15 protein-coding genes are annotated in these 12377 nt (G+C 67.8%); 9 read left to right on the top strand and 6 right to left on the bottom strand.

Features of this window, described 5'->3' with window-relative positions:
- Nucleotides 1-530: 530 nt before the first annotated feature.
- The 3 genes from KBZ13_RS14700 (at nucleotide 531) to KBZ13_RS14690 (ending at nucleotide 3283) form a co-directional block, all read left to right on the top strand.
- Nucleotides 531-866, top strand: coding sequence for a phosphomannose isomerase type II C-terminal cupin domain (locus KBZ13_RS14700; RefSeq protein WP_255010537.1), 336 nt, complete (start codon nucleotides 531-533; stop codon nucleotides 864-866).
- A gap of 207 nt (nucleotides 867-1073) precedes the next feature.
- A complete protein-coding gene (locus KBZ13_RS14695; protein ID WP_255010513.1) occupies nucleotides 1074-2987 on the top strand; it encodes a DEAD/DEAH box helicase in 1914 nt (637 codons plus the stop codon).
- Nucleotides 2988-2992: 5 nt separating this feature from the next.
- Complete coding sequence (locus KBZ13_RS14690) at nucleotides 2993-3283, top strand: hypothetical protein (protein WP_255010512.1); 291 nt, start codon at nucleotides 2993-2995, stop codon at nucleotides 3281-3283.
- A 49-nt stretch (nucleotides 3284-3332) separates the two neighbouring features.
- Here the strand turns inward: KBZ13_RS14690 and KBZ13_RS14685 are convergent, their stop codons facing one another.
- Entirely contained in the window at nucleotides 3333-3533 is a 201-nt protein-coding gene (locus KBZ13_RS14685; protein WP_255010506.1) for a hypothetical protein, read from the bottom strand.
- A 250-nt stretch (nucleotides 3534-3783) separates the two neighbouring features.
- On the opposite strand from KBZ13_RS14685, the gene KBZ13_RS14680 reads away from it, so the two are divergent.
- Nucleotides 3784-4167, top strand: coding sequence for an RNA recognition motif domain-containing protein (locus KBZ13_RS14680; RefSeq protein WP_255010505.1), 384 nt, complete (start codon nucleotides 3784-3786; stop codon nucleotides 4165-4167).
- 87 nt (nucleotides 4168-4254) lie between these two features.
- Here the strand turns inward: KBZ13_RS14680 and KBZ13_RS14675 are convergent, their stop codons facing one another.
- Nucleotides 4255-4455, bottom strand: coding sequence for a hypothetical protein (locus KBZ13_RS14675; RefSeq protein ID WP_255010501.1), 201 nt, complete (start codon nucleotides 4453-4455; stop codon nucleotides 4255-4257).
- 236 nt (nucleotides 4456-4691) lie between these two features.
- Here KBZ13_RS14675 and KBZ13_RS14670 point away from each other — a divergent pair, with 236 nt between their 5' ends.
- On the top strand, nucleotides 4692-6512 hold the full coding sequence (locus tag KBZ13_RS14670; protein ID WP_255010498.1) for an ABC transporter ATP-binding protein: 1821 nt from the start codon (nucleotides 4692-4694) through the stop codon (nucleotides 6510-6512).
- 107 nt (nucleotides 6513-6619) lie between these two features.
- Nucleotides 6620-7543 carry an LCP family protein gene (locus KBZ13_RS14665; RefSeq protein ID WP_409995668.1) on the top strand — a complete coding sequence of 308 codons (924 nt, stop codon included), beginning with the start codon at nucleotides 6620-6622 and terminating at the stop codon, nucleotides 7541-7543.
- Here the strand turns inward: KBZ13_RS14665 and KBZ13_RS14660 are convergent.
- The 4 genes from KBZ13_RS14660 to psbP form a co-directional block, all read right to left on the bottom strand.
- A complete protein-coding gene (locus KBZ13_RS14660; RefSeq protein ID WP_255010495.1) occupies nucleotides 7525-7767 on the bottom strand; it encodes a DUF6737 family protein in 243 nt (80 codons plus the stop codon). The genes KBZ13_RS14665 and KBZ13_RS14660 overlap by 19 nt on opposite strands.
- A 3-nt stretch (nucleotides 7768-7770) precedes the next feature.
- Entirely contained in the window at nucleotides 7771-8196 is a 426-nt protein-coding gene (locus KBZ13_RS14655; RefSeq protein ID WP_255010493.1) for an MgtC/SapB family protein, read from the bottom strand.
- 120 nt (nucleotides 8197-8316) lie between these two features.
- A complete protein-coding gene (locus KBZ13_RS14650) occupies nucleotides 8317-9354 on the bottom strand; it encodes an FAD-dependent oxidoreductase (protein WP_255010578.1) in 1038 nt (345 codons plus the stop codon).
- A 12-nt stretch (nucleotides 9355-9366) separates the two neighbouring features.
- Entirely contained in the window at nucleotides 9367-9945 is a 579-nt protein-coding gene (gene psbP, locus KBZ13_RS14645) for a photosystem II reaction center PsbP (RefSeq protein WP_255010577.1), read from the bottom strand.
- Nucleotides 9946-10052: 107 nt separating this feature from the next.
- On the opposite strand from psbP, the gene KBZ13_RS14640 reads away from it, so the two are divergent.
- From KBZ13_RS14640 to lipA, 3 genes are all read left to right on the top strand, one after another.
- A complete protein-coding gene (locus KBZ13_RS14640; RefSeq protein WP_255010491.1) occupies nucleotides 10053-10805 on the top strand; it encodes a pentapeptide repeat-containing protein in 753 nt (250 codons plus the stop codon).
- Nucleotides 10806-10867: 62 nt separating this feature from the next.
- Nucleotides 10868-11440 carry a recombination mediator RecR gene (recR, locus tag KBZ13_RS14635; RefSeq protein WP_409995672.1) on the top strand — a complete coding sequence of 191 codons (573 nt, stop codon included), beginning with the start codon at nucleotides 10868-10870 and terminating at the stop codon, nucleotides 11438-11440.
- A gap of 19 nt (nucleotides 11441-11459) precedes the next feature.
- Nucleotides 11460-12377 carry a lipoyl synthase gene (gene lipA, locus KBZ13_RS14630; protein WP_255010489.1) on the top strand — a complete coding sequence of 306 codons (918 nt, stop codon included), beginning with the start codon at nucleotides 11460-11462 and terminating at the stop codon, nucleotides 12375-12377.

The raw sequence follows: 12377 nt of genomic DNA, 5'->3' as shown, positions 1-12377 counted from the left end.
CATGCCAACGAAAAGTGAACGGAATGGAAGTGTCTCTGGCGGCCAACCCATACTTCAATCACCGGAGGGAGGTTCACCCCAAACCCCGGTCGAGGCCAGCCTTGCTGGCGTCGTTTCCATCAGAGACCCTGCTCCAATAGTCTCCCCTGACGTGCGCCCTTGGGTTCCATCCGGAACCACCTTCTGCATCGATGACCCGGCATCTTGATGGATGTCAGCGAGGTGCCCCGAAGGTGAAATAGGGCAGCCACCTGGAACACCCGGCCCCAGGCGTCTCTGATGAAACATTTCACCCTCGCCCCCTTGATGGTCTGAAGACGAACGGGGGCTGGAGGGTGGCAACAAGGTCAGGTTCATCGATTCTTGCCGCAATCACCACACCCAGCACCGAGGGCGATTGGCGGGCTGAGCTGAACGAGGTGCCGGTGGGATTGTGATCCCAGCCTTCCGCATCAGGGTCCCAGTTGGATCCGTTCATCCCTAACCCCGCTGGGCCACGCCAACATGGCCCAGCCCGAGCGATGTCGGCGATGACGCGGGAAGAGCGCCCCTGGGGTTGGTTCGAGCCCCTGGGCGAAGGCCCTGGCTATCTGGTCAAGCGCCTGTTGATCCGCGCTGGCCAGCGCATCAGCCTGCAGCGCCACCACCACCGCGACGAGCACTGGGTGGTGGTGGCGGGCAGCGGTTGGCTGGAGCTGGACGGCAGCCGCCAGGCCTGCGCCGTGGGCAGCACGTTCCAGGTGCCGCTGGGAAGCCTGCACCGGGCCAGCGCCGCAGATGAGGATCTGCTGATCGTCGAAGTGCAGCTCGGAGCAACACTGCGGGAAGACGACATCGAGCGGGTCTCCGATGACTACGGACGCTGACGGGCGCTGGGGAGTGGTTGGTTTTCCCTCGAACCCAAGGGAGCCTCGATCGGAGCGCCTGGGCAAAGGTGAGCCCGGGTGTTAAGGTGGAATTTCACCCTTTGATTAAGGGCAAGCCGTTTTTCTTGGAATTCCCATCTTGGGATTCAGCGTGTGACTGCCGGCCTGCATTGAAGGACATCCAGGCCAAGGCCCTTTAACGAATACGTGACTAACACCCCTGCGTGCGAAAGCTTCGGCTGCACGGTTGATCTCAGCGCGGCTGAACTTCCCGCGACCACCAGCGCCGCCGAACTCGACACCACCTTGATCGGCCCGCTCGATCCAAGCGATGGCGGCGCCAACGCTGCCGCGGCGACTACAACCCTCAACACCCCAGCCAGCACCATCCCTGAAGCCTCCAGCGACAGCTCCAATGGCTTTGCCTCCTTCGGCTTTGTGCCCGAGGTGCTCCAGGCCGTCGCCAGCCTTGGCTACAAGGAGCCAACCCCGATCCAGCAAGCCGCCATCCCCGAGCTGATGCTGGGCCGTGATCTGGTGGGCCAGGCCCAGACCGGCACCGGCAAGACGGCGGCCTTCGCCCTGCCGATGCTGGCCCGCATGGATCTGCACCAACGCACCCCCCAGGTGCTGGTGCTGACCCCCACCCGCGAGCTAGCCCTGCAGGTGGCCGAAGCCTTCAACAGCTTCGCCGTCAACCTGCCCCACATCCGCGTCCTGCCGATCTACGGCGGCGCTGATTTCCGCGACCAGATCGCCCGTCTCAAGCGGGGCGTGCAGGTGGTGGTGGGCACCCCTGGCCGGGTGATGGACCACATGCGCCAGGGCACCCTCGATCTGTCCGGCCTCAAGACATTGGTGCTCGATGAGGCCGATGAGATGTTGCGCATGGGCTTCATCGACGACGTCGAATGGGTGCTCACCCAGCTGCCCGAGCAGCGCCAGGTGGTGCTGTTCTCGGCCACGATGCCCTCGGAGATCCGGCGCATCTCCCAGAAGTATCTGAACGATCCAGCCGAAGTCACCATTCGCCAGAAGGGCGACGACGCCAGCCGCATCCGCCAGCGTTACCTGATGGTGAATGCGCCCCACAAGCTGGAAGCCCTCAGCCGTGTGCTCGAGGCCGAAACCAGCGAAGGCGTGATCATCTTTGCCCGCACCAAGGCGATCACCCTCACGGTGGCCGAATCCCTTGAGCAGAGCGGCTACGACGTGGCGGTGCTCAATGGCGATGTGCCCCAGACCCAGCGGGAGCGCACGATCGATCGCCTGCGCAACGGCAAGGTCGACGTGCTGGTTGCTACCGACGTGGCCGCCCGTGGGCTCGATGTCGAGCGCATCAGCCTGGTGATCAACTACGACATCCCCTTCGACAGCGAGGCCTATGTGCACCGCATTGGCCGCACCGGCCGGGCGGGCCGCAGCGGTAACGCCATCCTGTTTCTGACCCCCCGTGAGCGCCGTTTCCTCGGTGGCCTCGAGCGCGCCGTCGGGCGCCCGATTGAGCCCATGGAGGTGCCCAGCAACGCCACCATCAACCAGAGCCGGCTCGATCGCCTGCGCCAGAAGTTGACCACCACCGTTCAGGAACCGAGCTCCAGCGAAGAAGAGCGGGCCCTGCTGGCGGAAATCCTGCAGCGGGTCGCCCAGGAGATCAACGCCAGCCCCGACCAACTGGCCCTGGCGGCCCTGCAACTGGCGGTGGGCCAGGGTCCCCTGCTGGTTCACGGTGATGAGAACTGGCTGCGCCAGTCCATGGCCTCCCCCCGGGACCGGGACCGTCCCTCCGCCGGCGGGCTCGATCGCCGCGGCGAACGCCCGGCCCGCTCGGTGGGTGGTCGCTTCCCCCAGCGTGCTGAGGGTGGCGACGGCCCCAGCGAGGAGAACATGGACCGTTTCCGCATCGAGGTGGGCTGGCGCGATCGGGTCAAGCCCGGCAACATCGTCGGGGCCATCGCCAACGAAGCCGGATTGGCCGGCCGCTCGATCGGTCGGATTCAGATCTTCGACACCCACAGCACCATCGACCTGCCCACGGGCATGCCCGATGACGTGTTTCAGTCGCTCAAGCGCCTGAAGGTGATGAACAAGGAGCTCCAGATCACCCGTTCCCCTGTGTGAACCCCATGACACGGCCGACCCTTTCCTGGACCTTGAAGACCACCCTGGCGGTGTTTGGGGCCGGCCTGTTCGGCTCCATGCCCCTGCCGGCTGCCGCCAGCGCCACTGAGACCATCAACCAGCTCTGCCTGGCCGGTTTCTCAGCTGTGGTGAGTGCCTCCGGCAAGGAGCCCCCGGCCGGCATGGCCTCCTATGCCTGCACCTGTTTCGTGGATCAGGTGAGCCAGAACGCCAGCCTGAGCGATGCCCAGGCCACCTGCACCAAGCTCGCCAGCAGCCGCTTCAAGTTCAGCTGAGGCCCTGCAGGGCAAGGCGTCTCAGCTGGATGAAAAGCGCCTCGGCGCCTCAGGCGCAGAGGCCCGTCACATCGCCTGTGGAGAGCATCGACACCTGATCAAGGGGCATCCGCTCGATCATGGCGATCAACGTGGACTGAGAGGACTCCGACTCGGTCGCGACCAGGCTCTGGAACAGGTCGAAACGGTCCTGGGGGGCGAGTTCGCCGTCGTTGCTCCAGGCCAGACTCCAGGGAACGGGGGCAGCCATCACTCCGGGAGCACAGTGTTGAAATCCTAACAATGATTGGCTCGATTTTCGAATGCCGGCTTCGTGGTCTTTTCTCGGGGCCCCCATCCAGGCGCTCCAGACCGCTTGGGACGCCCAGCGCTGACCCTGTAAAGTTGCTGCCGATTCACAGGCTTTCAGGCTCCAATCGGCTTGCTCGGTAAGGACTTCCGACGGGCTTTCCTTGAGGAACCCCAGCATCAGCGAATCAGTTCCAGGTTCCCATCAAGGAATGACCATTTACGTAGGCAACCTCTCGTTCCAGGCTGAACAGGAGGATCTGGTCGATCTTTTCGGCCAATACGGCGAAGTCCGTCAATGCAGCCTTCCCCTCGACCGCGAAACCGGCCGCAAGCGCGGTTTCGCCTTCGTCGAGTTGGCAAGTGATGCCGAAGAGCAAAAAGCCATTGACGACCTCCAGGATGTGGAGTGGATGGGGCGGATGATCCGCGTCAACAAGGCCACCCCCCGTGAGCGCACCGGAGGCGGTGGAGGCGGCGGCGGCCGTGGTGGTTACGGCGGTGGCGGCGGCGCTGGTGCCGGCGGCTACGGAGGCGGAGGAGGCGGCGGTGGCGGTGGTGGCGGCTACGGCGGTGGTGGCGGTAACCGCTGGTGAACCGCCTGGAGCCAGCAGCACCAGCTCAGCTCAGGCCATGCCACGGATGGTTCCACCTGGAGAGGAAGCTGTGCTGCTGAGGCGTCCCTAGGCGAGGCTGAGCTTCTCCTCGGTCTCGATCAGATCGGCCCGTTGATCCCGTTCCCAGTCGTGGTGGCGCAGATCGGCCCCGGGCTTGAGCAGGGCCAGTTCCCCTTCCCGGGGCTCGGGCAGGGCAGCGCGCAGGTGACGGCGGCGGATTTTGGCTGTCCAGCGATGGAAGCGATGGAACGCTCTCGATCGGGTCATGGGAACCTCCTTGGTGGAGACACTTCCGGTCTAAGGCAACCGACTGAAATCGCCAAGGCCCGCTTGGTGTGCTTTGCCACCGAAGCAGCGATGGAACTCATGGGCAGGGCGCGCAGCGTGACGCAGGCGGCACCCTGCGAACACGCCAGGTCTCTGCAGCAGCCCGCTCGCTCGGAGACACCAGGGGCCCGTCCTTCGGGGCTGGCCTTTTGAATGGCGTTCTGCAGCCGCGCCCCATGGTCCGCCGATCCGATCCCGACCCCCAGCCACGCTCGTCGCGGCCAGCGCTGAAGCGGCTGCTGATCACCCTTCGTCCCCACCGGCGCTGGGTGGCCCTGGCGGCCTCTTGTTCGGTGCTCAACAAGCTGTTCGACCTGGCGCCACCGGTGCTGATCGGCCTGGCGGTGGATGTGGTGGTCAAGCAACAGCAGTCCTGGCTGGCCCAGTTCGGCGTCGCCAGCGTGCCTGGCCAGCTGACCGTGCTGGCGGTGCTCTCGTTCGCGATCTGGAGCGCCGAGTCGCTGTTCGAATACCTCTACGGGGTGCTCTGGCGCAACCTGGCCCAGACCGTGCAGCACGAATTGCGCCTGGAGGCCTACGACCATCTGCAGCATCTGGAGATGGCCTTCTTCGAGGCGGGCAGCAGCGGTCGCCTGATGACGATCCTGGGCGACGACATCAACCAGCTCGAGCGCTTCCTCGATCACGGCGCCAACGAGATCCTGCAGCTGATCACCACCGTGCTGGCCGTGGGCGGCGCCATGGTGGTGCTCTCACCGGGGGTGGCCGGGGTGGCCTTCCTGCCGATCCCGGTGATTCTCTGGGGTTCGCTGGTGTTTCAAAAACGCCTGGCCCCCCTCTACCAGGATGTGCGCGAGCGGGCCGGCGACCTCTCCAGCCGACTGGCGAACAACCTTGGCGGCATGCTCACGATCAAGAGCTTTGCCGCCGAGGACTGGGAAAAGGAACGTCTAAGGCTCGACAGTGAGGCCTACCGGCTCAGCAACCGCCGGGCGATTCGCCTCTCGGCGGCCTTCATTCCCCTGATTCGCTTTGCGGTGCTGTTCGCCTTCCTGGCGATTCTGGTGATCGGCGGGCTGCAGGCCTGGCGTGGGCTGATTGCCGTGGGCACCTACAGCTTTCTGGTCTTCATCACCCAGCGCTTGCTGTGGCCCCTCACCACCTTGGGCCGCACCCTCGATGACTACCAGCGGGCGATGGCCTCCACCAACCGGGTGCTCGACCTGCTCGAAACCCCGATCGCCATTCCCGGCGGCCAGCGCGCACTGGAGCCCCATCGGGTGGCCGGGCGCCTGGAGTTTCAGGGGGTGAATTTCGCCTACGAGGGCCGCGCGCCGTTGCTCGAAGGCTTTGATCTGCTGGTGCCCGCCGGCACCACCCTGGGGATCGTGGGGTCCACCGGTTCGGGCAAGAGCACGATCGTGAAGCTGCTGCTGCGCCTCTACGCCATCGACCGGGGTCAGATCCTGCTCGATGGGATCCCCATCGGTGAGCTGAAGCTGGCCGACCTGCGCCGCGCCATCGGCCTGGTGAGCCAGGAGGTGTTCCTGTTCCACGGCAGCGTGGCCGAGAACATCGCCTATGGCAGTTTCGGGGCCAGCCGTGCGGCGATCGAGCGGGCGGCGGAGTTGGCCGAGGCCTCGGCGTTCATTGCCGCCCTCCCCGAGGGCCTCGACACGGTGGTGGGGGAACGGGGCCAGCGCCTCTCCGGCGGCCAGCGCCAGCGCATCGCCCTGGCCCGGGCGATCCTCAAGAATCCACCGGTGCTGATCCTCGATGAGGCCACCGCCGCGGTCGACAACGAGACCGAAGCGGCGATTCAGCGCTCCCTCGATCTGATCACGGCCGAGCGCACCACCTTGGTGATCGCCCACCGCCTGAGCACGGTGCGCCACGCTGACCGGATCGTGGTAATGGAGCAGGGCCGCATCGTCGAAAGCGGTCACCATGACGACCTGCTGGCCCGGGGCGGGGCCTACACCAACCTCTGGCGGGTGCAGGCGGGGCTGCGCCAGGATGAAGCTCTGCAGCCATGACGAGCCCTGGATCGGGGGCGGGCCAGGGGAAAGGTCAGAACCCGAACTGGCTTAGGACTTAACCGGGATGGAAGAGAGGGGCCAGAGGGATGAAATAAGTTCAGATCATGAAAAGTTCTGCCTTGAAAAAGCGCAGCAGCTGGGCTCCGGTGCTGCTGGCCACGGCCGTGGGGCTCGGCGGTGGTCTGGTGCTGGCGGGCCCATTGGCGGGTTGGCTCAAGGGAGATCTGCTGACCAAGAACCAAGCCCTCGCTAACCCCTTCGCCGCCTGGACGGGCCTGGGGGATCAGGAGCTGGTGGTGCTGGGCACCGACGTGGGCGGCGGCAACACCGATGTGATGTACCTGGTGAAGGTGCACAACGGGGTCACCAGCCTCACCCAGGTGCCCCGGGACACCTACATCGACTCCAATGGTTTCGGGCCGCTCAAGGCGAACGCCCTCTACAGCCTCGGGGGAACGGAGGCGGTGAAGCGGGAACTCTCCCGCCAGGTGGGCCGGCCGATCGAGCACCACATGGTGGTGAACCTCTCGGCGATTCGCCGCCTCGGCGACCAACTCGGGGGGCTGGAGGTGAATGTGCCCAAGCGCATGTACTACACCGACAACAGCCAGGGGCTCTACATCGATCTCAAGCCGGGTCTGCAGACCCTCAAGGGGCGCGATCTCGAGGGTTTCATTCGCTTCCGTCACGATGAGGAGGGCGACATCGGCCGCCTTGAACGTCAGAAGTTGCTGCTCAATGCCCTGTTCAGCAAGCTCATCCGGCCGGAGAACCTGCTGCAGCTCCCCAGCCTGATCGGCTCGGCCGGCAAGGACCTCAAAACCGATCTCGGGCCGATGGAAATCGGCGGCCTGGTCACCTCCATGGCCACCACCCATCTGGACACCAAGCGCCTGGGAGGGCGGCCCTTCGATCGTGACGGCATCAGCTACTGGGAAGCGGATTGGCCCAAGGCAGAAAGCGCTCCTGAGGCCGCCAGCGGCGGTTCCGGTGGCGATGGCTCCAATCGCTACAAGTTCTTGTTCTGATCGGCGTAGCTCGCGGGCACCAGCACCAGGAACAGCAGCCACCAGAGCAGTACCGCCAAGCTGAGCGGAGCGGTGATCCACCAGCGCTGCAGCAACAGCCAGCTGCCGAGCATCGCCACCACGCCGGTGAGCAGGATCGACCAGGGCTGGCACCACCAGGGTTTGAGTTGCCAGAAGGAAGCAGATTCACCTGGGCTGGCTGCCGCGGTCGGTTCGACGCTCATCGCTCAGGGCTGACTGGAGCCATTCTCGGTGACGTAGAGGGTGATCAGGGCCAGCCCCAGCGCCGCCGCCGCCAGGATCGGCGTGGAGGCCGCCACGGTGACGCCGAGGGCGGCGGTGAACCAGATCGAGGCGGCGCTGGTGAGTCCGCGCACCTGCACGTTGCCGGCCCGGTCGCTGCGGGGCTCCACCAGGATCTCGCCGGCGCCCAGGAAGCCCACGCCGGTGGCCACCCCCTGGATCGCATGGCTGCGGGCCTGCAGATCGTGTCCGGCAGCCAGCACCATCAGGCAGGCGCTCAGCCCCACCAGCGCATGCACACGCAGGCGGTTGGTGCGGTGGGTGGGGGTGTGGGCGCGGTTGAGCCCCACGGCCAGGCCGCAGGCCACCGCCAGGCCCATGCGCAGCAGGGCGTCCAGTTCGGTGCTCATCGGCATGGCTTCACGGGCTCAGGGTGCCTTGGGCGAACGGTATGAGCTCCCCATCTTCGTGAGCGCTGCGACCTTGAACGGCAGGGGATCGCCATACCCTTGATCCAAATAGCCCAGCTGTCAGCGGGTCAGGGTGGTCAGGGCCTGGGTGTCGCCGCCGAGGGCCGCGGCCAACAGGGGCGCCAGGGGCGGCACCAGTGCAAAGGGGCCGCTGAAGCCGCTGAACACCCACAGCCCCGGGCTGCCTGGGATGGGTTCCACCAAGGGCCGCCCCGAGGCGGTGAAGCTCACGGGCACCTGCAGGAAGCGAGCCGGCAGGGCGGCCAGAGCGGGCCAATACCGGGCCAGCTCAGCGCGCAGGGCGGCCTCCAGCGGTGTGGGCTCCGGAGGCTCCCCCAGCCCACCGCCCGGCCGCACCAGGGTGGTCTGCCCCAGCAACAGGCCTTCGCCCCGGGGGGCCAGGCCCGCATCCACCACCCATTCCTCGGCCGTGAGCGTGGGGGCGCGGGCTTCCAGGGCCTGGCGCTGGCCCACCAGGGGCATCACGATCGCGTCGGTTTCTGGGCCTGAGGCGCCGTGCCAGGGGAGCGCCGCCGCCGGCGGCAATCGATCGGCCTGCAGCACCCCGGCCCAGCTCACCAGCAGCCTGCCGGCCAGGGCTGGCCAGAGCGCCAGGTTGCCCGCCCCCGCCGCCAGCACGACCTGATCGGCGTTCAGGCTGCCTGCTTCGCGGGGTGCAGGTCCTGCCAGCGTCACCTCCCAGCCGCCGCCGGCCTTGGGCCGCAGGCCCGTGGCCCGGCCGCTGTGCGTTGTCACCCCCGCCCGCTCCAGGGCCGCCGGCAGGGCGCGGGCGAAGTGCTCGCCATCGAGCCGGGCGTAGGGGTGCCGCTCCAGGCTGCCGCCCGGGCCATGGAGCAGCAGTGCGCAGGGGCACCAGCCCAGGGGGCCGTGGCGCCGCTCCAGGGCCTGCCAACAGTCCGGGGCGGTGGCCATCAGCGCTCCAATCGGCCCTGGGGGGCCTGCCCACCAGGGCACACCGCCATAACTCAGGTCCGTCGCCCAGGGGCCCGGGCCGCTCAGAACGGTCACGGCGGCGCCGCGCTCGGCCAGGGCCAGGGCCAGCAGGCCGCCGGCCAGGCCGCCACCGATCACGAGCACGTCCGCCAAGGCTCAGCTGGTGAGGTTGAACGAGCCGATCACCTGCTCGAACAGCCCCTCGACCTTGCCCCAACGCAGCTCGTTGGTGCTGGTGGACAGGGTGTAGAGGCGGCCACGGTCGGCCACCACCGTGGCCAGCTCGTGGCGCTGGCGGTCGCTCAGCTGCACCGTGTATTCCAGGTCGTAGAAGGTGCGGCCCTCCTGCTGCCGCTCCCGGGCGTTCACCAGCTCGGCGCTGCGGTCACTGCCCGCCGGGGCGATCGCCGTGCTGATCAGGCGCTCACCCACCGCCCGGGCGCCGGCCTCGGCTGCCGCCTCGATGGCGGGGGTCACCGGGGCCACCAGCAGACTCAGGGTCTCGTCGGTGTGGATCAGGTCGTGGAAGACCACCTGGGGGCCGCCACTCACCTGAACCCGGGTCCAACCGGTGGGGTAGAGGAAGGCATAGCGGCCATCGGGGCTGCGGTAGGCATTCAGCCCCGCCGCCGAGGCGCTGCAGCCCACCAGCACCAGGGCCAGCAGCAGGGGCAGCAGCCAACCCGAGAGCCGGGCCCGAAGCTCGCCGGGCAGGTGATGACGGAAAGGGTCCATGGCGATCAGGGGCGGCAGGGCTTTCGCCATTCTCCAGCCCGGGTGCGATGGGTGACCGCAGGGCCCGGCCCGCCCAGCATGGGGTTTCCATCAACGCAGCGCCACCGATGACCGCCAGCCCAGTCACCCCAGGCCCTCGCCCCCAGCTGCGCAGGAGCTGGGCCCAGATCCAGCGCGAAAAGCAGCAGCGATGGTTTTACCGCTTGCTGGATCGCTCGTTCGGTTTCCGACTGCTGGTGGCCGTCGGCTCGGCGATCCTGCTACTCGGCGCCGTCAATCGCTGGGAGCAGTGCCGGGATCACGGCGTCAGCGCGGCCTGCGTCCTGCGCGATGCCGGCGGCATCATCAGCGTCAGCAACATGGAATCGCTGAGCATCGTCACCGCGGCTTTCCTCTATGTGCTGGAGGGCAGCAAGCGGCGTCAGCGTGAGAACCAGGAGGCCCTGGAGGTGATCCTCACCTTCCAGCAGGCCGGCGCCAAGCTCAGCTATGCCCGCAACAGTGCCCTGGAGCGGCTCAGCGAGGGCGGCCTCTGGCTGGATGGTCTCGACCTGAGCCGCACCCACCTGGATGACCTTCAGGCGGCCGGCGGCCGCTGGCGGGAGGTGAACCTGAGCCGCGCCAGCCTGCGCCATGCCTGCTTTGAGGATGCCGATCTGCGTGGCGCCGACCTCAGCGAGGCCGACCTCAGCCACGCCAACCTGCGCCATGCCGACCTGCGGGGAGCGAGCCTCCGCGGCGCTGACCTGAGCGAGGCGGACCTGCGGGGCGCCGCTCTCACTGGAGCCAGCACCGAAGGAGCTCGGCTCAGTGGCACCCGGCTCGAAGGGGCGGCCCTCGGGGACCACGCCCTGGGCTGAGCGCCTAGATTCCGCCCAGTTGCCCCAGGCTCCTGAGCGGCTTCACCCGGCCCCTGGCCCGCCTGATCGACCAGTTCGAGCGACTTCCCGGGATCGGGCCGCGCACGGCCCAGCGGCTGGCCCTGCACGTGCTGCGCCAGCCGGAGGAGCAGATCCGCAGCTTTGCCGATGCCCTGATGGCGGCCCGCACCCAGGTGGGCCAGTGCCAGCGTTGCTTCCACCTTTCGGCCGAATCCCTCTGCGAGATCTGCCGCAATGAGGAGCGCCGCACAGGGGTGCTCTGCGTGGTGGCCGATTCCCGCGACCTGCTCGCCCTGGAGCGCACGCGTGAGTTCAAGGGCGGCTACCACGTGCTTGGCGGCCTGATCTCACCGATGGATGGGGTGGGCCCGGAGTTGTTGCACGTGACCCCATTGGTGGAGCGCGTCGATCGCGATGGCATCAGCGAGGTGATCCTGGCCCTCACCCCCAGCGTCGAAGGCGACACCACCAGCCTCTATCTGGCGCGGCTGCTGCGGCCCTTCACCCTGGTGAGCCGCATCGCCTACGGCCTGCCGGTGGGCGGCGAACTGGAGTTCGCCGACGAGGTCACCCTGGCCCGGGCCCTGGAGGGGCGCCGGCGCATGGATGAGTAGCTCCCTTCCCGAACCAGCCATGGCCCCACGCTCCTCCCGCTACAGCACCATCCCCCCGGCCGAGCGGCTGCCGGAGTGGCTGCGCCAGCCGATCGGCAACGCCTCCCAGCTGGAGAAGGTGCAGGGGATCGTCAAGGGCCAGCGGCTGCACACCATCTGCGAGGAGGGCCGCTGCCCCAACCGCGCTGAGTGCTACGCCGCCGGGACGGCCACCTTTCTGCTGGGGGGACCGATCTGCACGCGCAGCTGCGCCTTCTGCCAGGTGGACAAGGGACAGGCGCCGGCGCCCTTCGATGCCGGCGAGGCCGAGCGCGTGGCCGAGGCGGTGGAGCAGATGGGGCTGCGTTACGTGGTGCTCACCGCCGTCGCCCGCGATGATCTCGCTGACCATGGCGCCGGCCTGTTCACCGCCACCATGGCGGCGATCCGCCGCCGCAACCCGCTGGTGGCGATCGAAGTGCTCACCCCCGATTTCTGGGGGGGGCACCGGAGCGAGGCGGAGGGGTTGGCGGCCCAACGGCAACGGCTGGGAGCGGTGTTGGCCGCAAGGCCGGTGTGCTTCAACCACAATCTGGAAACCGTGCGCCGGCTGCAGGGAGAGGTGCGCCGCGGCGCCACCTACGCGCGTTCCCTTGGGCTGCTGGCGGCGGCCCGGGAGCTGACGCCGCAGATTCCGACCAAATCGGGGCTGATGCTGGGGCTGGGGGAGACCTTTGCGGAGCTGGTGGAGGCCCTGGAGGATCTGCGCGCCGTGGATTGCCAGCGCCTCACCCTCGGCCAGTACCTGCGGCCCTCGCTGGCCCACCTGCCAGTGCAGTGCTACTGGGAACCCGCCGACTTCGAGCGGCTGGGGGCGATCGCCCGGGAGCTGGGCTTCGCCCAGGTGCGCAGTGGCCCGCTGGTGCGCAGCAGTTACCACGCCGGAGCAGAGTCCTGA

This window comes from Cyanobium sp. ATX 6F1, assembly GCF_024346315.1.
Taxonomy (GTDB): Bacteria; Cyanobacteriota; Cyanobacteriia; order PCC-6307; family Cyanobiaceae; genus ATX-6F1.
The sequence above is the reverse complement of the archived record's forward strand: the minus strand, read 5'-3'. Positions and strand labels throughout refer to the sequence as shown.

Coding starts and splice junctions, on each gene's coding strand:
- KBZ13_RS14700 (WP_255010537.1), top strand. CDS start 531: ATGACGCGGGAAGAGCGCCCCTGGGGTTGGTTCGAGCCCCTGGGCGAA.
- KBZ13_RS14690 (WP_255010512.1), top strand. CDS start 2,993: ATGACACGGCCGACCCTTTCCTGGACCTTGAAGACCACCCTGGCGGTG.
- KBZ13_RS14685 (WP_255010506.1), bottom strand. CDS start 3,533: ATGGCTGCCCCCGTTCCCTGGAGTCTGGCCTGGAGCAACGACGGCGAA.
- KBZ13_RS14680 (WP_255010505.1), top strand. CDS start 3,784: ATGACCATTTACGTAGGCAACCTCTCGTTCCAGGCTGAACAGGAGGAT.
- KBZ13_RS14675 (WP_255010501.1), bottom strand. CDS start 4,455: ATGACCCGATCGAGAGCGTTCCATCGCTTCCATCGCTGGACAGCCAAA.
- KBZ13_RS14670 (WP_255010498.1), top strand. CDS start 4,692: ATGGTCCGCCGATCCGATCCCGACCCCCAGCCACGCTCGTCGCGGCCA.
- KBZ13_RS14665 (WP_409995668.1), top strand. CDS start 6,620: ATGAAAAGTTCTGCCTTGAAAAAGCGCAGCAGCTGGGCTCCGGTGCTG.
- KBZ13_RS14660 (WP_255010495.1), bottom strand. CDS start 7,767: ATGAGCGTCGAACCGACCGCGGCAGCCAGCCCAGGTGAATCTGCTTCC.
- KBZ13_RS14655 (WP_255010493.1), bottom strand. CDS start 8,196: ATGAGCACCGAACTGGACGCCCTGCTGCGCATGGGCCTGGCGGTGGCC.
- psbP (WP_255010577.1), bottom strand. CDS start 9,945: ATGGACCCTTTCCGTCATCACCTGCCCGGCGAGCTTCGGGCCCGGCTC.
- KBZ13_RS14640 (WP_255010491.1), top strand. CDS start 10,053: ATGACCGCCAGCCCAGTCACCCCAGGCCCTCGCCCCCAGCTGCGCAGG.
- lipA (WP_255010489.1), top strand. CDS start 11,460: ATGGCCCCACGCTCCTCCCGCTACAGCACCATCCCCCCGGCCGAGCGG.